This is a genomic window from Streptomyces sp. NPDC021212, assembly GCF_044332925.1.
In the GTDB taxonomy this organism is placed as follows: domain Bacteria; phylum Actinomycetota; class Actinomycetes; order Streptomycetales; family Streptomycetaceae; genus Streptomyces.
Map to the genome: position 1 here is coordinate 925,346 of NZ_JBIRPZ010000001.1, position 20,409 is coordinate 945,754.

Annotated in this window: 17 protein-coding genes; 8 read left to right on the forward strand and 9 right to left on the reverse strand. The window is 70.9% G+C overall.

Going from position 1 to position 20,409, the window contains the following annotated elements; all coding sequences use genetic code 11:
• Window positions 1-90: 90 nt before the first annotated feature.
• The 4 genes from ACH4SI_RS03725 to ACH4SI_RS03740 are packed head-to-tail and all read left to right on the forward strand — an operon-like array spanning window position 91 to window position 6,170.
• Window positions 91-1,374, forward strand: coding sequence for an ABC transporter substrate-binding protein (locus ACH4SI_RS03725; protein WP_398292116.1), 1,284 nt, complete (start codon window positions 91-93; stop codon window positions 1,372-1,374).
• Window positions 1,371-2,342: a carbohydrate ABC transporter permease gene (locus ACH4SI_RS03730; RefSeq protein ID WP_398292118.1), complete on the forward strand. Its 972-nt coding sequence runs from the start codon at window positions 1,371-1,373 to the stop codon at window positions 2,340-2,342. The genes ACH4SI_RS03725 and ACH4SI_RS03730 overlap by 4 nt, the downstream gene beginning before the upstream one ends.
• A gap of 28 nt (window positions 2,343-2,370) precedes the next feature.
• Entirely contained in the window at window positions 2,371-3,207 is an 837-nt protein-coding gene (locus ACH4SI_RS03735) for a carbohydrate ABC transporter permease (RefSeq protein WP_398292363.1), read from the forward strand.
• Complete coding sequence (locus tag ACH4SI_RS03740) at window positions 3,207-6,170, forward strand: glycoside hydrolase family 2 TIM barrel-domain containing protein (protein ID WP_398292120.1); 2,964 nt, start codon at window positions 3,207-3,209, stop codon at window positions 6,168-6,170. Before ACH4SI_RS03735 ends, ACH4SI_RS03740 begins: the two co-directional genes overlap by 1 nt.
• An 11-nt stretch (window positions 6,171-6,181) precedes the next feature.
• On the opposite strand, the gene ACH4SI_RS03745 is transcribed toward ACH4SI_RS03740, so the two are convergent.
• From ACH4SI_RS03745 to ACH4SI_RS03760, 4 genes are read right to left on the reverse strand one after another with little or no spacing between them, the layout of a single operon-like run.
• On the reverse strand, window positions 6,182-7,009 hold the full coding sequence (locus tag ACH4SI_RS03745; RefSeq protein WP_398292122.1) for a carbohydrate ABC transporter permease: 828 nt from the start codon (window positions 7,007-7,009) through the stop codon (window positions 6,182-6,184).
• Window positions 7,006-7,992: a carbohydrate ABC transporter permease gene (locus tag ACH4SI_RS03750; protein WP_398292124.1), complete on the reverse strand. Its 987-nt coding sequence runs from the start codon at window positions 7,990-7,992 to the stop codon at window positions 7,006-7,008. The genes ACH4SI_RS03745 and ACH4SI_RS03750 overlap by 4 nt, the downstream gene beginning before the upstream one ends.
• 11 nt (window positions 7,993-8,003) lie before the next feature.
• On the reverse strand, window positions 8,004-9,284 hold the full coding sequence (locus tag ACH4SI_RS03755) for an ABC transporter substrate-binding protein (protein WP_398292126.1): 1,281 nt from the start codon (window positions 9,282-9,284) through the stop codon (window positions 8,004-8,006).
• Window positions 9,285-9,308: 24 nt separating this feature from the next.
• Window positions 9,309-10,361: a LacI family DNA-binding transcriptional regulator gene (locus ACH4SI_RS03760; RefSeq protein ID WP_398292129.1), complete on the reverse strand. Its 1,053-nt coding sequence runs from the start codon at window positions 10,359-10,361 to the stop codon at window positions 9,309-9,311.
• Window positions 10,362-10,563: 202 nt separating this feature from the next.
• Here ACH4SI_RS03760 and ACH4SI_RS03765 point away from each other — a divergent pair, with 202 nt between their 5' ends.
• Complete coding sequence (locus ACH4SI_RS03765; protein WP_398292131.1) at window positions 10,564-11,265, forward strand: pentapeptide repeat-containing protein; 702 nt, start codon at window positions 10,564-10,566, stop codon at window positions 11,263-11,265.
• Window positions 11,265-12,518, forward strand: a complete 1,254-nt coding sequence (locus ACH4SI_RS03770) for an MFS transporter (protein WP_398292365.1) — start codon at window positions 11,265-11,267, stop codon at window positions 12,516-12,518. The genes ACH4SI_RS03765 and ACH4SI_RS03770 overlap by 1 nt, the downstream gene beginning before the upstream one ends.
• Before the next feature lie 25 nt (window positions 12,519-12,543).
• Here ACH4SI_RS03770 and ACH4SI_RS03775 read toward each other — a convergent pair whose 3' ends face one another.
• Both ACH4SI_RS03775 and ACH4SI_RS03780 read right to left on the reverse strand, forming a co-directional pair.
• Window positions 12,544-13,305, reverse strand: coding sequence for an ArsR/SmtB family transcription factor (locus ACH4SI_RS03775; protein WP_398292367.1), 762 nt, complete (start codon window positions 13,303-13,305; stop codon window positions 12,544-12,546).
• An 84-nt stretch (window positions 13,306-13,389) separates the two neighbouring features.
• Complete coding sequence (locus ACH4SI_RS03780) at window positions 13,390-13,896, reverse strand: DUF664 domain-containing protein (RefSeq protein ID WP_398292133.1); 507 nt, start codon at window positions 13,894-13,896, stop codon at window positions 13,390-13,392.
• 137 nt (window positions 13,897-14,033) lie between these two features.
• On the opposite strand from ACH4SI_RS03780, the gene ACH4SI_RS03785 reads away from it, so the two are divergent.
• Window positions 14,034-14,801 (forward strand): hypothetical protein, encoded by a 768-nt coding sequence (locus ACH4SI_RS03785; RefSeq protein WP_398292135.1) that lies wholly within the window; start codon window positions 14,034-14,036, stop codon window positions 14,799-14,801.
• Between the two features lie 21 nt (window positions 14,802-14,822).
• On the opposite strand, the gene ACH4SI_RS03790 is transcribed toward ACH4SI_RS03785, so the two are convergent.
• The gene (locus ACH4SI_RS03790; RefSeq protein ID WP_398292137.1) at window positions 14,823-15,632 is read right to left on the reverse strand and encodes a maleylpyruvate isomerase family mycothiol-dependent enzyme; all 810 of its coding nucleotides are present in this window, start codon (window positions 15,630-15,632) and stop codon (window positions 14,823-14,825) included.
• 15 nt (window positions 15,633-15,647) lie between these two features.
• Window positions 15,648-16,532, reverse strand: coding sequence for an alpha/beta fold hydrolase (locus ACH4SI_RS03795; protein ID WP_398292139.1), 885 nt, complete (start codon window positions 16,530-16,532; stop codon window positions 15,648-15,650).
• Between the two features lie 86 nt (window positions 16,533-16,618).
• Here ACH4SI_RS03795 and ACH4SI_RS03800 point away from each other — a divergent pair, with 86 nt between their 5' ends.
• A complete protein-coding gene (locus ACH4SI_RS03800; RefSeq protein WP_398292141.1) occupies window positions 16,619-17,554 on the forward strand; it encodes a LysR family transcriptional regulator in 936 nt (311 codons plus the stop codon).
• Window positions 17,555-17,591: 37 nt separating this feature from the next.
• On the opposite strand, the gene ACH4SI_RS03805 is transcribed toward ACH4SI_RS03800, so the two are convergent.
• Window positions 17,592-20,291 (reverse strand): carbohydrate-binding protein, encoded by a 2,700-nt coding sequence (locus ACH4SI_RS03805; RefSeq protein WP_398292143.1) that lies wholly within the window; start codon window positions 20,289-20,291, stop codon window positions 17,592-17,594.
• Between the last annotated feature and the right edge of the window lie 118 nt (window positions 20,292-20,409).

A 20,409-nucleotide genomic window follows, 5' to 3' on the forward strand; every position in this document is an offset into this window, starting at 1 on the left:
GCTTGCTTCTGTTCGACTATTGCGCTTCCTGATCGATGGGCGCACGATCCTGTGCCACACCTTGCACACTTTTGAAGGGCGGTGGGAGCGGTGCACCTCTCCCGGAGAGGGCTGCTGCGCGCGGGGCTGGCCACCACGGCGGTTGCGACGCTCGGCGGCACCACGGCGGGCTGCTCGGTACCGAGCGGTTCCACGGGCCGCGACATGACCCTCTGGTACTGGACCGGCGGGCTCAGCGACAAGGTCGTCGCCGACGCCAGGACGCGCTTCACGGGCGTCTCACTGAAGCCGGCCCAGATCGGCGGCTACTTCAAGTCCAAGCTGCTGACGACGATGGCCGGCCGGTCGTACGTCCCCGACATCACCGGCCTCAAGGGCGAGGACATGGCCTCGTACCTGCCGAACGCCGGACAGTTCATCGATCTGCGCACCCTCGGCGCGGACCGGCTCAAGAGCCAGTACCTGCCCTGGAAGTGGGCGGAGGGCTGCACCCCCGACGGACGCATGGTCGGCTTCCCCATCGACACCGGCCCGGTCGCCCACTACTACATGCCCGCCGTGTTCGACCGGGCCGGACTGCCCACGGACCCCGCCGACGTCGCCCGGGAGATGAACACCTGGGACGCGTACTTCGCGGCCGGCGAGCGGCTGAAGCGGAAGATCCGCGGCGCGTATCTGCTCATCGACGCGCTCACCGTCTACCAGTACATGCTCGCGCAGAGCACCCTGCGGTACGTCGACAAGGAACGGCACTTCATCGGCGACCACGAGCATGTGCGCCACGCCTGGGGCAAGGCGATCGAGGCGTACCGGCGCGGTCTGTGCTCGAAGTACCAGTCCGGCACGCCGGACTCCAACGCGGCGATCGAGAAGGGCCTGCTGCCCAGCCAGCTCGGGGCCTCCTGGGCGGCCGGGGACCTCAAGACGACCGTGCCGAAGACCAGCGGCAAGTGGCGGGTGGCGGCGATGCCCGGCGGCGCCGCCAACAACGGCGGCTCCTTCCTCGCCATCACCAAGACCTGCCGGGAACCCGAGCAGGCCTATCAGATCATCACCTGGCTGCTGAACCCCGCCAACCAGGCCCGCGGTTTCACGGACGCCACCCTCTTCCCCTCCACCCCCGCCTCGTACCGGCGGAAGGCGATGCGCGCACCGGACCCGTTCTTCGGTGGCCAGGCCACCATCGACGTCTTCGGCCCGGCGGCCGAGAAGATCCCGGTCGCCTACCACAGCCCGTACGACTACGCCCTCGACCAGGTGGTCTCCGACGAACTGCGCAATGTGAACGCGCTCGACAAGAACCCCGCCCGGGCATGGAAGGACGCCATGAGCAAGTGCCGACGCATAGCGGAGCACATGGGGGTGCTGGTATGACCGCCGTGCCCGGGCTCGGTGCCCCGCCCGCCGCCCGCAGCGCCACGAGGGCCGCACACGCGCGCCACAAGCCCCGCTCCGTCCTCGGCTACTGGCGGCTCTACCTCGCGATCTCCCCGTTCTATCTGCTCTTCCTCGGCTTCGGCCTGATCCCGGTGGGGTACTCCCTCTACCTCTCGTTCCACCGCTGGGACGGGCTGGGACCGATGGAGTACGCGGGGCTGTCGCAGTACCGCTATCTGCTCGGGGACGCCCAGTTCTGGCACTCCCTCACCAACACCCTGATCATCTGGTCCATGGCCACCCTGCCGATGCTCTTCCTCGCGCTGGTGACCGCCGTGATGCTCAACTCAGCGGTGCGCTTCAAGCAGTTCTACCGCTTCGCCTACTTCCTGCCGAACGTCACCTCCGTCGTCGCCGTCGCGATCATCTTCTCCTCGGTCTTCTCCACCAACTTCGGCCTCGCCAACGCCGTGCTGGAGGGGCTCGGACTGGACCAGGTGGCCTGGCTGAACTCCGCCTGGGGCATCAAGATCGCCATCGCCGTGCTGATGACCTGGCAGTGGACCGGCTACAACGCGCTGATCTTCCTCGCCGGGCTGCAGACCATCCCCGGCGAGCTGTACGAGGCCGCCCGGGTGGACGGCGCGGGACCGATCCAGACCTTCTTCCGGATCACCGTGCCGATGATGCGGCCGATCATCCTCTTCGCCCTCATCGTCTCGACCGTCACCGGACTGCAGAGCTTCACCGAACCCCAGGTGCTGCTGGCCAACACCAACAACACCTCGACCTTCGCGGGCGGCCCCGGAAACTCCGGCCAGACGATGGTTCTCTACTTCTTCCAGCAGAGCTTCGACAACAACGACTTCGGCTACGGCGCCGCGATCGCCTGGGGCATCTTCCTCGTCGTCGCGCTCTTCTCGATCATCAACTGGCGCCTGGTGCAGCGCAAGGACAAGGCGTAGGGAGACCGTCATGCAGAGTATGAAAGGCATGAAGGGAATGAAGGGCACACGCGCCCGAGGGCTGACCCTCCATATCTCGCTCTTCGCCGGGGTGCTGGTCTCGCTCTTCCCCTTCTACTGGACCATCGTCATGTCGACCCGCACGTCGACCGAGATCTTCCAGTTCCCGCCGAAGCTGCTGCCGGGCACCCACTTCCTGGAGAACGTCCGGCACCTCTTCCAGAACATCGACTTCTTCGGCTCGATGGCCAACACCCTGATCGTCGCGGCCTCCGTGACCTTCCTGGTGCTCTTCTTCGACTCGCTCGCGGCCTTCGTCTTCGCCAAGTACGAATTCCCCGGCCGCCGACTGCTGTTCGTCCTCATGATGGGCATCTTCATGGTGCCCGCCCAGCTCCAGGCCATCCCGCAGTTCGTCATCATGGCGAAGCTGGGCTGGATCGGCTCCCTCACCTCCCTGGTCGTACCGGCCGCCGCCAACGCCTTCGGCATCTTCTGGATGCGCCAGTACATGAAGGGCGCCATCCACGACGAGCTGATGGACTCCTCCCGGCTCGACGGCTGCGGCTTCCTGCGGCAGTACTGGCACGTGGCGATCCCTGTGGTCCGTCCTGGCCTCGCCTTCCTCGGCATCTTCACCTTCATGGGCCAGTGGAACGACTACGCCTGGCCGCTGATCGCGCTGATCAACCCGGACCATGTGACGCTCCAGGTCGCGCTGTCCCAGCTCAACAGCGTCCATGGCACCACCGACTACGGCATGGTGATGGCCGGTGCGCTGCTCGCGCTGATCCCGCTGCTCGTGGTGTTCTTCATCGGCGCCCGGCAGATCCTGGCGGACCTCGGCAAGGGGGCCATCCGCTGATGTCCGTACCCCCCTCCCTCTGGGGAGAGCTGCGGCCATGGGAGTCCCCCGAGCTGACGTCCTGGCGACGGCTGCCGATGCACGCGGTCGACCGCAGGCCCGGCAGCCTCTCCCTGGACGGCCCCTGGCGCTTCCAGCTGCTGCCCGCCCCCACCACCGAGCCCACCGGCACCTGGACCCGGCTGGAGGTCCCCGGCCCCTGGACCACCCAGGACACCGGCGACATCCCGCGCTACACCAACTGGCGGATGCCATGGCCGGAGTACCCGCCGCTCACGCCCGCCGACAACCCCACCGGCGTGCACGAGCGGGAGTTCCACATCCCGGCCGAATGGGCGGGCCGCCGCATCGTCCTCCAGGTCGGCGCCGCGGAGAGCGTGCTGCTCGCCGAGGTGGGCGGCCGTCCGGTGGGCATCGGCAAGGACTCCCACCTCGCGAGCGAGTTCGACATCAGCCACGCGGTACGCCCCGGGGCGACCGACACCGTACGGCTGACCGTGGTGAAGTGGTCCGACGCCTCGCACATCGAGGACCAGGACCAGTGGTGGCACGGCGGCATCACCCGGCCGGTCCTCCTCTACGCCACCGACCCGCTGCATCTGGCCGACGTGAAGATCGCCGCCCCGGCGGACGGCTCGCTGCGCGTCGACGTCCAGGTGCGCTCGGCGGACGGCGCGCTGCCCGCCGGATGGCGGGTCTCGGCCCACCTCGACGGCGTCGGGGAGCTGGCCGTGGACGAGGAGTACGCCGCCCACTGCGCCGAGGAGGCGCGGGTCTCGGACTTCCTCGGCGAGGTGCGGCTGCGGGCGGCCGTGCCCGAGGTCCGCACCTGGTCCGCCGAGACGCCCGAGCTGTACGGGCTCACCGTGACGCTGCACCGCCCCGACGGGACGACCGCCGACACCTCGCACCACCGCGTGGGGTTCCGCACCGTCGCCGTCGTGGGCCGGGACCTGCTGGTCAACGGCGAGCGGGTGTTCATCCGCGGCGTCAACCGGCATGACTTCCACCCGCTCACCGGGCGCACGGTCACACCCGCCGAGATGCGCGCCGACCTGGAGACCATCAAGCGCTTCGGCTTCAACGCCGTCCGCACCTCGCACTACCCCAACGACCCCGCGCTCCTCGACCTCGCCGATGAACTCGGCCTCTACCTGGTGGCCGAGGCGAACATCGAGAGCCACGACCACGCCCACGAGATCGCCGACGATCCGCGCTACCTGGCCGCCTTCACCGACCGGGTCGCGCGCATGGTGCTGCGGGACAAGAACCACCCGAGCGTCATCATCTGGTCGCTGGGGAACGAGAGCGACTACGGCGCCAACCACGACGCGGCCGCCGGCTGGCTGCGCCGCTACGACCCGGACCGTCCCCTCCAGTACGAGGGCGCGGCCAAGACCGGCTGGGCCTCGCCGGGGGTCGCGAGCGACATCCTCTGCCCGATGTACGCCTCACTGGACGAGATCACCGCGCACGCAACCTCCGGCGAGCAGACCAAACCGCTCATCCTGTGCGAGTACTCGCACGCCATGGGCAACAGCAACGGCACCCTCGCCGACCACTGGGCCGCCATCGAGTCCACCCCCGGGCTCCAGGGCGGCTTCATCTGGGAGTTCTGGGACCACGGACTGCTCCAGCGCACCACCGGGCGGACCGCGGGCCGCCCGGCCGGGCGCGGCGGCGAGGGCGCGTACGCACATGGCGTGGCCGCCGAGGGCCACCGCTGGGCGTACGGCGGCGACTTCGGCGACACCCCGAACGACGGCGCGTTCTGCGCGGACGGCGTGGTCTTCCCCGACCGCACCCCGAAACCCGCCCTGTACGAACACCGCGAACTCGCCGCACCCGTACGGCTGTCGCGCCGCCCGGACGGCTCGGCGCACCTCACCAACGCCCAGCACTTCCGCGACCTGTCCTGGCTGACCGCCGAGTGGCGGCTGTCCCTGGAGGACGCGGGCACCCGCACCGCCCCGGCCACGCTGCCCTCCGCGCTCCCGCCCGGGGCGTCGGCGCGCCTGGCCCTGCCGCCCGAGCTGGTGGAGCGGCTGCCCGCGGACGGCGGCGAGGCATGGCTGACGCTGCGGGTCACCACCCGGGGCGACGAACCCTGGGCACCGCGCGGCACCGAAGTGTGCACCCCGCAGATCCGGCTCCGGGAACGGCCCGCGCTCAACGCCGTGGCCGCCTCCGGCCCGGCCGTCCCGGTCGACTCCGAAGGGCTGCTGCGCCATCCGCTGCTGATCTCCCCGCCGGTGCTCAGCCTGTGGCGCGCGCCCACCGACAACGACCTGCTGGGCGGCGCCGCCGACCACTGGCACACGCTGGGACTCGACCGACTCGCCCGGGAACCGTGCTCGGTCGACCACGACGGCGCGCGGACCCTGGTGCGCAGCGCATACCCGACCGCCGCCGGCACCGTCGGCCATCTCCAGGTCTTCACCCCGCTGCCCGGTGGCGGCCTGCTGGTGGAGGAGACGGCCGACCTCCCCGAGGGACTGACCGACGCCGCGCGCGTGGGCACGGTCTTCGAGACGGTGTGCGGCCTCGACCACATGGAGTGGTACGGCCAGGGCCCCTGGGAGACGTATCCGGACCGGTGCGCGGGCGGGCCGGTCGGCCACCACAGCGCCCGGGTGGACCGGCTGTTCACCCCATACCTCCGGCCGCAGGAGAGCGGGGGACGGCACGGGGTGCGCGGCTTCTCGCTGCTGTCGGCGGACGCGGGCGGCGGCCTGACGGTACGGCTGGACGCACCGCGGCAGGTGTCGGTCACCCGCTATCGGGCGGCCGACCTGGCCGCCGCCACCCACCACGACGAGCTGGTGCCCCGGCCGCGCTGTGTGGTGCACCTCGACGCCGCGCACCGCGGCCTGGGCACGGCGTCCTGCGGTCCGGACACCCTGCCCCGCTACCGGCTGGGGGCAGGCACGTACCGCTGGTCATGGACCCTCCACCGGCGGTGACGCGGGGGCCCTCAGGACTTGACGCTTCCGGCCGTGAGCCCGCCCACGATGAACCGCTGGAGCATCGCGAAGACACACACCACCGGCACGCTGACGATCGTGGCGGCCGCCATCAGCGGCCCCCACGCGGTGCCGGTCTGGCCGACGAAGGTGTTGAGCAGCACCGTGACCGGCTGGACCTCGGGGTCGCTGTTCACGGTGATGCCGAACACGAACTCGCCCCAGCCGAGCAGGAAGGAGAAGGCACCGACCGCGATCAGCCCCGGCCGCATCACCGGCAGCACGATCCGCCACAGCACCCCGGGCAGCCCGCAGCCGTCCACCAGCGCCGCCTCCTCGATCTCGGCGGGCATGGCGCGCACCAGCGGCCGCAGCACGATCACCGCGAAGGGCAGGGTGAGCGTGGTGTCCGCGATCACCAGCCCCAGCAGCGTGTTGTTCAACCCGGCGTCCCGGAGCACGATGAACAGCGGGGCGGCCAGCACGATGCTCGGCAGCAGCTGCGCCACCAGCAATGACAGCACCATGGCCGCCGAGCCGCGCATCCGGATGCGCGCCACGGCGTAGGTGAGCGGCACCGCGAGCACCAGGGTCAGCGCCACCACGCCCAGCGAGATGGCCACGCTGTTGAGCAGCGCCTGCCCGAGCATCGGCTTGTCCAGCGCCCGTGCGTAGCTCTCGCCGCTCGGCGGGGACGGAAACCACTGCGGCGGCGAGCTGAGCACCTCGTCGGGACGCTTCAGCGAGGTGGCGATCATCCAGTACAACGGCAGCAGGAAGAAGGCGGTGATGACGCCCGCGACCAGGGTGAGCAGCCAGGGGCGGCGGGGGCGGGTCATGCGGCGGCTCCTTCCTTGCGCAGCCGGCGTACGTACGCCACGGCCACCAGCAGCGGTACGAGCAGCAGCAGGGTGCCCGCCGCCGCGCCCCGGCCGAGCTGGAAGAGCTTGAACGCCGACTGGTAGACGTAGAGGGGGAGTACGGTCGTGGAGTCGACGGGACCACCACCGGTCAGTACGAAGACCAGATCGAAGACCTTGAAGGTGTACACCAGGCCGAGGAGCAGCACCGCCGCCGCCACCGGCCGCATCAGCGGCAGGGTGACATGGCACAGCCGCTGCCAGGGACCGGCGCCGTCGATGGCCGCCGCCTCGTAGAGCGTGGGGTCGATGGACTGGAGCCCGACCAGGAGCAGCAGCATGTTGAAGGGCACGCCCACCCACACATTGGCCGCGATGACACCGGGCAGGGCGGTGTTCGGGTCGGTGAGCCAGTTGTGCGCCAGCGCGTCCAGCCCGACGGTGCGCAGCAGTTCGTTGTACGCGCCCGAGTCGGCGTCCAGCATCCAGCGGAACAGGGTGCCGCTGACGATGGGCGGCAGCAGCCACGCCACCAGCATCAGCCCCCGGAACAGCCCGGCCAGCGGGAACCGCCGTACGAACAGCAGCGCCAGGGCGAAGCCGATGGTGAACTGGAAGACCAGCGAACCGGCCGTGAACAGCAGGGAGATCCGGGCGGCGTGCCAGAAGGCGCCCTCGGAGACCACCGCGTCATAGTTGTCGGTGCCGTTGAACGCCCAGTCGCCGGTGACCAGATCGCCGATCTCGACCTGGTGGACCGAGGTCCAGAGGTTGTAGACGAGCGGGAACAGCATGGTCGCGCCGAGGAAGAGCAGGGCGGGCGCCGACATCCCGTATCCGGCCCGGGTGCGACGCGTGGCGAGGGAGCCGCCACGGCGCCGGCCGCCGCCCGCGGCCGGGCGTGTGAACACCACCGGCTCCCGGGCCTTCACCTGTGTGCTGTGCGTGCTGTGGGTCGTCATCGCGATCCCCGCTACTTCGCCAGGTTGGGCGTGATGGCGTCCGCCGCCTTCTTCGCGGCGGCCCCGGGGGAGGAGCTGCCGGTCAGGGTGGCCTGTAACGCCTCGGCCATGGCCTTGGACATTTGCGGATAGTGCTCGCCGTACGCACGCGGCCGGGCATTGCCGAACTCCCGCACGAACACCTTCAGGGTGGGGTCGGTGGCCCAGTCGCCGCTGTCCGCCATGTCGCTGCGCGCGGGCAGCAGCCCCACCGACCCCAGGTAGGCGGCCAGTGGCTTCTTCCGCTGGCTGTACTCGATGGCCCGCCACGCCTGGTCGGTCTTGCCGCTGGTCTTGAGGATCACCCAGTTCTCCCCGCCCAGGCAGCTCGCGGGCTCCTTGTCCACCGGGATGGGCACCACACCCCACTTCACCTTGGACTGCTGCTTGAGGCCGGGCAGTTGCCACGGCCCGTTGATCTGCATGGCCGCGCGGCCGGAGGTGAATTGGTTGTTGACGTCCTGCTGGGTCCAGCCCACGCACTGCTTGGACAGCGCGCCCGCCTTCACCAGGTCCCCCAGATAGGCGAGCGCGGTGGCGCCGCCGGTGGCGAAGGTGTCCAGATCGCCGCCCGCCGACCACAGAAAGGGCAGGAGCTGGAAGACCCCCTCCTCGGTCTTGATCGCGCTCATCGCCAGCCCGAAGGTGCTGCCCCGGGTCAGCTTGCGGGCCGCCGCCGACAGCTCGTCCCAGGTCTTCGGCGGCTCGACGCCCGCCTTCTCCAGCAGCTCGGTGTTGTAGTAGAGCGCCAGGCAGTTGGCGTTGTTGGGGACCGAGTAGGTCTTGCCGTCGACGACCCCGCTGCTCCACGGGCCCTTGTAGTACGCGTCGGCCTGCCCCCACTCCTTCACCCGGTCGGTGAGGTCGGTGAGCAGCCCCTGCGGGGCGAGAGAGTTCATCGAGGTGTTGTCGATGATCGCCAGGTCCGGCAGATCACCGGAGGCCGCCCCTTTGATGATCGCGGGCTCCAGCTCGGCGTACGGAAAGGTACGGCGGGTGATCTTCACCCCGGGGACGCTCTTCTCGATGTCGGCGATCAGGGCCTTGATGCCCGGCTGGCGGGCGTCCTCGACGAGGTAGTCCCACCAGACGAGGTTCTTGCCCGACGATCCGCCGTCCCCGCCGCCGCAGGCGGTCAGGGGGCCGGCCAGCCCCGCGGCGAGCAGCCCGGAGCCCGATAACCGCAGGAAGGAGCGGCGGCCGAGGGGAGTTCTTCCGGCGGTGGCCGGGGGCCTGTTGGCTCGGTTGGCCATGTGCGTCTCCGAGGGGTGAGTCGGTCAGTTGCGATGCGGTGCCGGTCCCGTGCTGGCGCGCGGGGTGAGCGGAGGGATGAGCAGATGCTGCCGGGGCGCCGCGGCCGGGGCGTCCAGCCGCTCCAGCAGCAGCTCCACGGCGAGCCGGCCCATCAGATCGGAGGGCACGTCGGCGCCGGTCATCATCGGGGTGACGGCCTCCGCCCAGCGGGCCGCCGCCACTCCGGTCACCGAGATGTCGCCGGGTACGGAACGCCCCGCGAGGCCGAGCCCGCGGTACAGGCCCACCAGCGCCGCCTCGTTGAGCGTCACGACCGCGGTGGTGCGCGGGTCCCGGTCGAGGAGCCGCGCCACCACGGCCTGGCCCGAGGCGGCGTCGTCACCGCAGTGGTGGACCTCGCCGGTGAGCCCGAGTTCGCGTACGGCCCGCAGAAAGCCGGTCCGCCCCTGGCGCGCGGGCACGTACCCGGCGTCGAACAGCTCCCGGGGGCGGCCCACCAGCGCGAGGTGGCGATGGCCGAGCTGCCCGAGATGGCGCACACAGGCGGCGGTCAGCTCCGCGAAGTCCAGATCGACCCAGGACAGCGTGGCCGTGTCCTCGGTGTGCCCCATGGACACGAACGGGAAGCCCGAGCGCACCAGCGGCTCCAACCGCGAGTCCGGAGCCCTGATCTCCATCAGCAGCGCGCCGTCGACCCGCCGCTCGCCGGCCAGCCGGCGGAAGGAGTCGTCGCCGTCGCCGTCGCTGCGCGAGAGCAGGATGTCGTGGTCGTGCGCGGCGGCGGCGTCGACCACGCTGTTGATGAAGTCCAGCTGCATATCGGTGTAGCGGCGGCTGACGGTCGGAAAGACCAGCCCGAGGGTGCGGGTGCGGCCGTGGGCCAGCGCGCGGGCGCTGGCGTTCGGCTGGAAGCCCCGGTCCTCGATGACCTGCTGGATGCGCTGCCGGGTGCGGTCGGAGATCGGCCGCTTGCCGCTGAGGGCGTAACTGACCGTGCTGCGCGACACCCCTGCGATGCGGGCGATCTCGCCGATGTTGACGGGCGGGGGTTGCTGGTCGAACCGGTTCGACACCACTGACGCATACCTCTCGGGAGATCCGCGCGTTCGACATATCGAAGGATTGCCGGAGACCCGAACCGGCTTGCCCGAACGTAGGAGTGGCCCACACCACATGTCAACGGTCGGGAACGCGGAAGTTGAATGGCACCATCGATCTCGCCCACCGCGCGCCCGGGCCGGTGGCGCCCCGGAAGTGCCCCGGAAGTGAGGAATCGCCATGTCATCCCCGCGTCAGCTCGCCGACCTGCCGTACGCGAGCCATCTGCGCCCGTTCGACGGCACCTTGACCGTGGACGGGGACTACGACACCGTCCACTTCGACGGCGGGGACTACGAGGGGGCCGACGCCGGACAGGCCCGCTTTCTCGAATCCGCGTTCTCCGCGGTGACCTTCACCGGAGGCCGCTATCGCGGGGCCCGCTTCAACGACGTCTGGCTGGACGGAGTGCGCTGGGTCGGCTCCGACCTGGCCGACGGCGACTGGCTGGACGGCGAGCTGATCGGCTGCGTACTCGCCGGGCTGGAGATGTTCGGCACGGTGTTGCACCGCGTGGCCTTCCACCGCTGCAAGTTCGAATCGGTCAATCTGCGCACCGCCGAGCTGCGGGAGGTCACCTTCGCGGACTGCCTCCTGCGGGACACCGACCTCGGCGGAGCGAAGCTGACGGACGTCGCGTTCCCCGGGTCGACGCTGGACGGTGTGCGCTGCGGCGGCGCGCGCATGACCCGGGTCGATCTGCGCGACGCCACCGGGCTGGGTATCGCCGAAGGGATCGACGCGCTGCGCGGGGCGGCCATCACCGGTAGCCAACTCCTCGAACTGGCACCGCAGTTCGCCCAGGCTCTCGGCGTCACGGTGCAGGAGAGCGGGGCCGCCCTGACGCCCCGCGCCGCCAAGCGACGACGCCGGGGGGCGTGATGGAGGGCGCGGCCGCGAAGCCGGTTCCGTTATGGGCCGACCGTGATTTCACCGTCTTCTGGTGCGGGCAGACCCTGTCCGAACTCGGCAACGCTTTCGCCCTGGTGGCGCTGCCGCTGCTGGTCCTGGACGCCACCGGGTCGGTCGCCCGGATGGGGCTGCTGACGGCCGTCGCGGGCGCCGCCTCGATCGTCACCGGGCTGTTCGCGGGCATCCTGGTCGACCGGCTGCCCCGGCGGCAGCTGATGATCGTGTGCGATGTGGTGCGGGTGGTGCTCTTCGCCCTCATCCCGGTCAGCTGGGCCGTGGCCGGGCCGCAGGTCTGGCTGCTCTACGTGGTGATGGCGGCCGCCGCGGTCTTCGACATGGTCTTCAAGGTCACCTACGTCGCCGCCGTGCCCAATCTCGTGGACCCCGAGCGGATCATCGAGGCCAACGGGCGGCTGCAGACGACGAACGCGATCGCCTTCATCGTGGGGCCGATGCTGGCGGGCGGACTGTCCGGGCTGCTCGGGCCGACGGCCGCCATCGCGGTCGACGCGGCCGGCTTCGCCGCCTCGGCCCTCGCGCTCTCGTTGATCAGGTTCCGGGTGGCGGCGCGGGACGCCACGCCGTCAGCCGAGGCCACCGGGTGGGGAGGGGCGAAGCGGGAGTTCCTGGCCGGCTTCGTCTTCCTGTGGCGGTCGCCGGTGCTGCGCTGGCTCACCGTGCTGCTCACCGGGGTCTCGCTGCTCGGCCTGGGCATGACCGACGTCTTCATCTACCAGATACGGGAGGGCCTTGACGCGGGCGACCGGACGGTCGGCGTCGTGATGGGCGTGGCGGGCGCCGGCACCGTACTGGCCGCCGTACTCCTCCCGGTGCTGCGGCGGACCTGGGGGTTCGGCGTGTGCTGGCTGGGCTCGTACACGCTGTGCGGGCTGGCGCTGGGCATGCTCTCCCGGTCCACCACCGTTTGGGGTACGACGGTGGCCGTGCTGTGCTACCAGTTCGGCATGGCGCTCGCGGGAATCTCCTCGATGTCCCTGCGCCAGGCGGTGACCCCCGACCATCTCCTCGGCCGGGTCACCTCCGCCTTCTGGACGCTGCACAACGCGCTCGCCCCGCTCGGCGCCGCCGGACTCACCGCGCTGGTGGCGCGGTTCGGGGTGCGCGCACCGCTGCTCGGGTCCGCCGCCCTGTTCCTGCTCATCGTGGCGGTCGGGGCGTGCACCCCGATCCGGCAGCGCGCGCCGGGGACGGTCACCGGGTGACGTCCGCCCCCGGGGCGTCGACCGTTCAGCGCCCGACCAGCCAGGGCTCGCGCGGCAGCGGGCTGCCGGTCTCCAGCAGGGACTTGAGGTTGGACAGCACCGCCGCCCAGCCACCGGCCACATCCTTGCGCTCGGCCTCGTCGGCCAGGTTCTCATGGGTCACGGTGAGCCGGACGATCTCCTGGTACGGCTCGATCTCGAAGGTGACCCGGGACGGGCCGCCGGCGGGCTCCTGGCCGGGGGCCGCCCAGGTGGTCACCAGGCGCTTCGGTGGCACGCTCTCCACGACGGTGCCGACGACGTCGGCGATGCCGCTGCCGTCCGTACGCCGGTGCTCCCACGCCGAGCCGGGCCGCCAGTCGGACACATTGCTGTGGCCCCAGTAGGCGGCCGTGAGGTCGGCGTCGGTCAGCGCGTGCCAGACCTTCTCCGGGGTGCTTTCGATGTAGATGACGTAGCTGTACGTCGGCCTCTCGGCCATGGCGTCCTCCGCTTGTCGTTTCACCGCGCCGAGCGCTCTCAGGCGGGGGCGCTCGAACTTGTCGATCCACCGTTCCTGCACCTCATGGAGGGGAACAGGATTGAGGTAATGCAGTTTTTCCCGCCCCCGGCGCACGACGGCGACCAGGTTGGCGGCCTCCAGGACGGCCAGGTGCTGCGTCGCGGACTGCCGTGTCATCGCCAGGTGCTCGCACAGCTCTCCGAGCGTCTGACCGCCCCGATCGTGCAGGCGGTCCAGCAGATACCGCCGGGTCTGGTCGGCCAGTGCCTTGAAGACCTTGTCCATCTCCGAACTCACGCTTCACGTTATGCAGGCAAACGCCTGCATGTCAATGCGCGCCGAATCCGGCCGCATGGTTCGCCGAACCGCTCAGCGCCTGCGGATCGCGCCCCGGAGATACGCCGCCTGCCCCACGTGCTGCATGTCGTCCTCGATGACGCTGACCAGCCGCACCCCGAGGGTCACCGGCGGGGTCCACGCCTCGTCCACGATCCGGTCCAGATCGGCGTTGCGCAGCTCCCGTACGTAATCGACCGTCCGCTCATGCACGGCGTCGTGGTAGCCGAGGAGCAGGTCGGCCGATGCCCGGACCTCGGCCACGTCCCGGCCGCGGTGGCCGTAGCCGGTGGCCGCCGGGGAGAAGGGCAGCCCGAACCGCTCGTACCAGCCGTCGGTGGTCCAGGTCTGGTCGGTTTCGGCGGCGTCGGAGACGTGGTCGTCCTGGACGCGGGTCAGATGCCACACCAGCCAGGCGATGGAATTCGCGCCGCTGTCGAGACGCACGGCCAAGTCGTCCGGGTCAAGCCCCTCGACCGCCTCGTGCACGGCCTCCCGCACCCGGCCGAAGGCGTCGGCCAGCAGATCTGCGCTCTTCATGCGCCGCTCCCTCGCTCATCGTCCCCGCCCGCTCATCGTGGCATCCGCACCCCGCCCGGACCGGGACGCGACCCGGCGGCGGCGCCCGGGAACCCGGCGGTCGTCACCTGGATGGACCGACTCCTATGCTCGGGTGTGTGACATCAACAGGGAACCAGGCACTCGCCGACATACTCGACCGACAGGCCGCCCGGACCGAAGGGGAACAACTGCTCAACGCAATCGCCGACTTCGGGGTGTACGTACCCGTGGACGCGAACGGGTCGGTGATGTTCGTCGGCATGGAGGGAAGCGGCCCGAGCCTGCCCGGATACACCAGCGAACAGTGCTGCCGGGAGCGGCTTCCGCAGGCCGCCGGGGCGGTGCACTGTGACGTGGCGCGGCTGCTGGACATCGAGCAGCAGACCAAGGTGGCGACCCTGGCGGTGTTCTCGCCCGGAGGCTACGCCGGGATTCCCCTGTCGCTGCTGCACCAGGTCCTCCAGCAGCGCGGCCAACGGCTCCCCGAGGACCGTACGCTCACCCTCGGCCGGTCCACCCATCCGCGTGCGGTGGCCCTGCGCGACGCCCTGCGCGACCGGCTGCTGGACTTCCCCGAGGTCCACGCGGTGTGGATCGCGCACGCCCGGTGGCACGAGACCGGTGTGGAGCAGCTGATGCTGCACATGGCCGTCGGTTCACAGGCGCCCGAGGGCATCGCGGACCGGCTGATGAAGGCGCTGCTCGGGAACCAGCCGGCGATGCGAGGCGAGGAACCGGCCATCGCCCTGCGCGTGCTGGATCCGGTGGCGGAGGCGGACGCGATCAGGCAGCTCGAATCCCTGGGGCTCGACACCGTGCGCGTCGATCCCGCGACCCGGCGGACCGAGGTCATCTCCCAGGAGTACGACCAGCGGCCGGAGTGACCCGGGTGGTCACGCGGGCCGTCACACCGGCGGGACGAGGGTGAAGTAGCGGTCGGCCATCGCCGGGTCGCCCCGCACCCCGTCCAGCCGGTCGACGGGGATCCGCTGCCAGAGGAAGAGCATCAGGTCCGAGGCCGTTCCGGTCAGTTCGAGGTCCGGCGCCCCGTTGCTCGCGTCCGCGTCCCCGTCGAGCCGTACTTCATCGCCCTCGAAGGACACCGTCCAGACGCCCGGGCCGTCCGTCCGCCGCAGCCGGAACCGTTCGCCCGCGCCCGGTGGCGCCTCCTTCCAGGCGCGCCGGGCCGGGGCCATGATCTGGAACGTCTGGACGATGGCGTCCGCCGCGAGTGCGGCCTCGACGGGCCCGGGCGCCCCGATCGCGCTCTCGGCGTCCCAGCGGTGCAGCGCCGCCTCGATGGTCTGCATCCGCCACCAGAATCCGGCGGTCTGCTCCCGCGACCAGGTCCACACCCGCTGGTCCGGATCGCCGTGACGGAAGTGCGCCTCCAGCGCCCGAGCCCCGTCGGCGAACCACTCGACCAGGCCCGGTGGCACCGCTCCCCGGTGGGGCCCGCCCTCCGGCGCGGGCCAGCCCGCGCGCTCTTCGGGGAGACCGAATACCGCCACGTCCGTGACGTCCGGCGGCTCCGTCAGCCCGTCCTCGATGATCCGGGTGACGAAGCGGTGCACACCACCCAGATGCAGCACCAGATCGGCCGTCGACCAGCCGGGACACGACGGCACGAGGGGCGACGTGCCCCCGTCGGCGGCCCGGCGGGCGGCGGCCTCGAACGCCAGAATCTCGCGGTGGAAGGCGGTGGCGAAGTCCATGCGGGCACTGTGCCATCAGCGTGGCAGGCCCGCCAGGAAGGGCAGCACCACCGCGGCCACGTCCTCCGGTACCTCCTCGGCGAGGTCGTGTCCGGCGTCGAAGACATGGCCGGTGACGTCGTGGGCCATGAGCCGCATCTGGGTCTCGTTCCGGGCGCCGATGAACGCCGAACCGCCGAGCGCCAGCACCGGGATGTCCAGCTTCTTCCGCGCCGCCTGCCGGTTCTGTTCGGCGTCGACGAGCATGGCGCGGTAGACGGAGAGCATCGCGCGGATGCCACCGGGCATGGAGTAGCAGCGCACGTATTCCTCGAGCGCGTCGGGGGTGGCGGTGTCGGGTCGGCTGCGCTCGTTCTTGATCATGTAGGTGATCAGTTCGCGTTCGTGTCCGGCGATCAGCATCTCGGGTACGTCCGGCTGGAAGTAGAAACCCAGATGCCACAGGTGCATCCCGCCGGAGACGTTCTCCTCGGTGAGTGCGGTGTGGTCCTCGAAGCCGAATCCGGGGAACAGCGCTTCGGCGAACACCAGGGCGTTGACGTGCTCACGGTGCCGAGCGGAGAGCTGATAGCCGATCACCGCTCCCCAGTCCTCGCCCATCACGCTGTAGGACTCGTGGCCGAGGTGTGCCATGAGTGCGGCGATGTCGTCGGCCATCGTCGCGGAGTCGTAGCCGCCCGCGGGCCGGGCGGAGTCGCCGAGGCCGCGCAGGTCGGGGACGACGACGGTGTGCCGCGGCGTCAGCTTCGGGACGAGGTGGCGCCAGTGGTAGCCCGTCTTGGGCACGCCGTGCAGCAGCACCACCGCCGGACCGGATCCGCCGGTCCGATAGTGCAGGCTCGTTCCGTTGACGGTGGCACGGTTCGTGCGGACGGGATTTCCGTGATGGTCGAGAATCATGACCACAGTCCACCTCGGCGCCAGGGCGCTATCCACGGCCATATCTCGGGGCCGGGTCGCCGATACTTCCTCGATATCATCGCTGCGTGGAAGCACGACACATGCGATATGCCCTGGCCCTGGCCGATCACCAGCACTTCGGGCGGGCGGCCGCCTCCCTCGGGATCGCCCAGCCCCCGCTGTCCCAGCAGATCGCCGCGCTGGAACGGGAGCTGGACGCGCGGCTGTTCGACCGCACGGCGCGCGGGGTGTTCCCGACGGCCGCGGGCGAGGCGTTCCTGGCCAGGGCGCGCCGGGCGCTGGCCGAGATGACGGCCGCCGCGTCCGACGCGGGCCGGGCCGCCCGGGGCGAGACCGGCAGGCTGCGCCTCGGCTTCATCGGCTCGGCGCTGCTGGAACTGCTGCCGTCCCTCCTCGGCCGGTTCATCCGGGAACGCCCCGAGGTGCGCTTGGGGCTGCACGAGATGTCGACCTGCCGGTCGGCGACGGCCCTCCTCGACGGCGAGCTGGACATCAGTATCGGGCGTGGCGCGCCCCGGGGCGCCGGTGCCGAGGATCTGGTGTCGGTCACGGTCGGCCGGGACCACCTGGTCGCGGTCGTCGGATCCGCCCATCCCCTCGCCGGGCAGCCCAAGGTGGGCGTCGAACAGCTGAGAGGGCAGCATCTGATCGTGGCGCCCGCGGACGAGGAACCGGTGGTCGCCGGGTGGCTCGACGCGCTGCTGGGCGACGCTGCCGGGGCGGCCGTGCCGGGTGGCGGGGTCACCGACGCCCGCGATGTGCACACCATCATCGGGCTGGCCGCGTGCGGGGTCGGGGTGGGGCTCGGCCCGGCGGGCATGCGAGTGGCGGCGCGGCCTGGCACCTGGGTGTGCGAGGTGCGTCCGCGCGTGGAACTGCCGGATCTGGTGATGTCCTTCCGCGCCCAGGACCGCTCTCCCGTCCTGGCGGCCTTCCTGGACACGGCCCGGGAGATGTGTCCCGGGGTCAACGAGCGGCTGGAGCGCCTCGGCCGCCGTTGAACGGCCGAGGCGCTCCAGCTGTGACGAAGCTCCGGTGTCAGCCGCGCAGCGTCAGCCAGTCCACCGCGGCCACCTTCCGCGCGCCCGTCGCGACGAGGTACACGTCATGCGTGCCCGTCACCGCGCGCGCCGGCCGCACCGACCGCTCCTGCCACTGGTCCGCGCCACCCGTGTCCCGCACCGGCAGCGTCGCCACCACACGGCCCTTCGGGTCGTCCAGCCGCAGTTGCAGCGCGCAGCCGCTGCCACAGCCCGCCGACGCCATCCGCACCGTCAGCCGGTCGGGGGTGTCCGCGCCGAACGAGACCTGCCGGAAGCCGACCAGACCGCCGGAGCCCAGTACGCCGGTCGCCGCGTCGCCGCGCCCGCCACCGCGCACCACCTGAGCCCGTTCGGCTTGCAACGTACCGGCCGCGTCCGGCCCGTCCGCGTACAGCCGGATCTCGTTGACGGCCCACGGGACGTCACCGGCCGCGGACAGCTCGATCCGCACGTAGCGCGCCGTGCGCTGCGCGAAGGCCGCGTCCTGGGTGAAGGAGCGGCCCGCGACCCGGGCGACGGGGGCGCCCCAGTCGTGGCCGTCGCGGCTGACGGACACCGTGAAGCCGTAGGGGTGGCCCGTGGCGTCCATGCCGGCGTCCAGCGCCAGCCGGGAGAAGGTCTTCGCCGCGCCCAGGTCGAGGGTCAGGGACTGCCCGGCGGCCTGCGCAGCGTCCGCCTTCCACCGGGTGGTCTGCACACCGTCGACGGTGGCCGACGCGTCGCCGCCCCCGGAGAACGTGGCCTTCCACCCATCGTTGCGCACCCGGGACTCGCACCCGGCCAGGTCGCATCCGGCCGACCAGATCGGCGCCCCGTACTCGTACGCGCCCTGGTCGGGCCCGTCGCCCCGCACCCCGGTGGTCACCCCGTCGACCGTCTCGCCCGCGTCGATGGCGGGAGAGCCGTCCCGGGGCCACAGTTCGCCGTTGCGGGCGTCGGTGTAGCGGGGATCGGCCGGTGGCACCAGATTGCTGCGGACGACGGGGGCCGGATCGCCCGGTCCGGAGATCTCCATCGGGGCGAGCGCCACGTCGTTGCTGACATACGTACCGGTGGCGTCTGTCGCACCGCTCAGCCGCACGGCGGTGGAAACCCCCGCCCCGTACGTCGAGTGGTGGTCGCGGTTGCCGAGGCTGACCCCGCTGTGGCCGTTGAAGAAGGTGCCGCGGGTACCGGTGTTGTACGCCACGTTGTGGTGCAGCAGGAACTTGCTGGAGGAGTTGTCGATGTAGTAGCCGACCTGGCCGTCCGCGTCATGGACGGTGTTGTGGTCGACGCTCGTACCGGTCGCGTCCAGGTTGCAGCAGACGTAGAAGGGGCTGCCGTCGCGGGAGGTGCGCATCGCCTCGGACAGGTCGTTGTAGGCGATGCGGTTGTCGTGGAACGGCACGCCGTTCAGCTGCCAGGCGGTGTCGATGCTCGCCCGGCCGGTGCGCCGGACGGTGTTGTGGGTGACGGTCTGCTCGTTGCCGTTGATCTCGACGCCGGGGGTGTAGCTGCCCATCCACCCGACGTCGTGGATGTAGTTGTTGGTGATGGTGTTGCCACTGCCGCGCAGCAGCACACCGGTCCCCGCGGAGTAGCCGATGTCGCTGTCCCGCAGCGTATTGCCGGTGCCGAGGATCTGGACTCCGGAGTCGAGCACCCGGGAGGCGACGATGTGGCCCTCGCCCGGCGGAACGGCCAGCTCGTCGTCGCGCGGCATGGGCAGGGTGGAGAACTCGGAGATGTAGCGGGCCTTCAGCCCCTCGACCAGCACACCGGTGCTGTCGGGCCCGGTGCGCAGCGAGGTGCCCCACAGGCCGAGCCCCCGGACGGTGACATGGGAGCTGCCGACAAGGTCCAGGCCCCATTTCTCGTATTTCGCGGTCACTGTGTGGCCCGCAATCCCGCCCTTGGGCGGGACCAGGTAGAGCCGTTTTTCGCCCGTGTCGTAATACCACTCACCGGGCTGGTCGAGGGTGGCCTTCGCGCCCACCAGGTAATAGTTGCGGTAGTTCTGGTCGCCCATGCACAGCGGCGTGCAACGGTAATTGCCGCCCTTGAAGTCGAGGGCACCGTCCGAGGTGGCGGTCACGGTGCCGGTCTGCTGGCTCCACGGGTTGGATCCGGCCCACAGATGGACGGTGGCGCCGGTGAGGTCACCGCTCGGCAGATCGGGGTCGTCGATGTGCTGGTCGGTGGAGGTGCGCTCGGCGACCGCCCAGGACGGATTGAGCGGATCGGAGCCGGAGTTGGGCCAGCGGCCCTCCACGGCGCGGCCGCCGTCGAGGAACAGCGCGTTCTCGTCGCGGGCGAGCGGAAGGGCGACATCGGCGGCCACCAGACCGCCGCCCGCGTCCTTCCAGCCGGTCACGGTCCGCGTCCCGTCGACGGTGACCGGCCCGTCCCCGTACGCCGCGAGGGTGATCGGCGCGCCCGCGCGCCCCGAGGGCGGGGCGACCCGCTCGCGGTAGGTCCCGCGGTGGATGAGACAGGTGTCCCCGGGCCGGACCAGATCGGTGCAGTGGCCGATGGTCCGTAAGGGATGGCGCGCGCTGCCGCTGTCCCGGTCGGAGCCCGAGGTGGCGACGTGGTACGTACGCCCCTGCTGCCCCTGCCCTCCCTGCGCCGTCGCGGTGCCCGGCAGTGCCGCGGTGAGGACGGCCATGGCCGCGACGGCGGCCATGGATATGCGCCTGAGCGTGGATCTCATCTACCGCCTCCAGTGTTCAGGGTCGACCGCAACCTAGGAGAAACATCGGATGAGGTCAACGGATGGAGGCGATGTCGGGGCCAGGATCGCGGAAATTCCTGTGACAGATCCGATGTCT

What these genes read in the sequence shown, in the direction of transcription:
- ACH4SI_RS03730 (WP_398292118.1), top strand. Translation starts at nt 1,371, where the DNA reads ATGACCGCCGTGCCCGGGCTCGGTGCCCCGCCCGCCGCCCGCAGCGCC.
- ACH4SI_RS03735 (WP_398292363.1), top strand. Translation starts at nt 2,371, where the DNA reads ATGAAGGGAATGAAGGGCACACGCGCCCGAGGGCTGACCCTCCATATC.
- ACH4SI_RS03740 (WP_398292120.1), top strand. Translation starts at nt 3,207, where the DNA reads ATGTCCGTACCCCCCTCCCTCTGGGGAGAGCTGCGGCCATGGGAGTCC.
- ACH4SI_RS03745 (WP_398292122.1), bottom strand. Translation starts at nt 7,009, where the DNA reads ATGACCCGCCCCCGCCGCCCCTGGCTGCTCACCCTGGTCGCGGGCGTC.
- ACH4SI_RS03750 (WP_398292124.1), bottom strand. Translation starts at nt 7,992, where the DNA reads ATGACGACCCACAGCACGCACAGCACACAGGTGAAGGCCCGGGAGCCG.
- ACH4SI_RS03755 (WP_398292126.1), bottom strand. Translation starts at nt 9,284, where the DNA reads ATGGCCAACCGAGCCAACAGGCCCCCGGCCACCGCCGGAAGAACTCCC.
- ACH4SI_RS03765 (WP_398292131.1), top strand. Translation starts at nt 10,564, where the DNA reads ATGTCATCCCCGCGTCAGCTCGCCGACCTGCCGTACGCGAGCCATCTG.
- ACH4SI_RS03770 (WP_398292365.1), top strand. Translation starts at nt 11,265, where the DNA reads ATGGAGGGCGCGGCCGCGAAGCCGGTTCCGTTATGGGCCGACCGTGAT.
- ACH4SI_RS03775 (WP_398292367.1), bottom strand. Translation starts at nt 13,305, where the DNA reads ATGGACAAGGTCTTCAAGGCACTGGCCGACCAGACCCGGCGGTATCTG.
- ACH4SI_RS03780 (WP_398292133.1), bottom strand. Translation starts at nt 13,896, where the DNA reads ATGAAGAGCGCAGATCTGCTGGCCGACGCCTTCGGCCGGGTGCGGGAG.
- ACH4SI_RS03790 (WP_398292137.1), bottom strand. Translation starts at nt 15,632, where the DNA reads ATGGACTTCGCCACCGCCTTCCACCGCGAGATTCTGGCGTTCGAGGCC.
- ACH4SI_RS03795 (WP_398292139.1), bottom strand. Translation starts at nt 16,532, where the DNA reads ATGATTCTCGACCATCACGGAAATCCCGTCCGCACGAACCGTGCCACC.
- ACH4SI_RS03805 (WP_398292143.1), bottom strand. Translation starts at nt 20,291, where the DNA reads ATGAGATCCACGCTCAGGCGCATATCCATGGCCGCCGTCGCGGCCATG.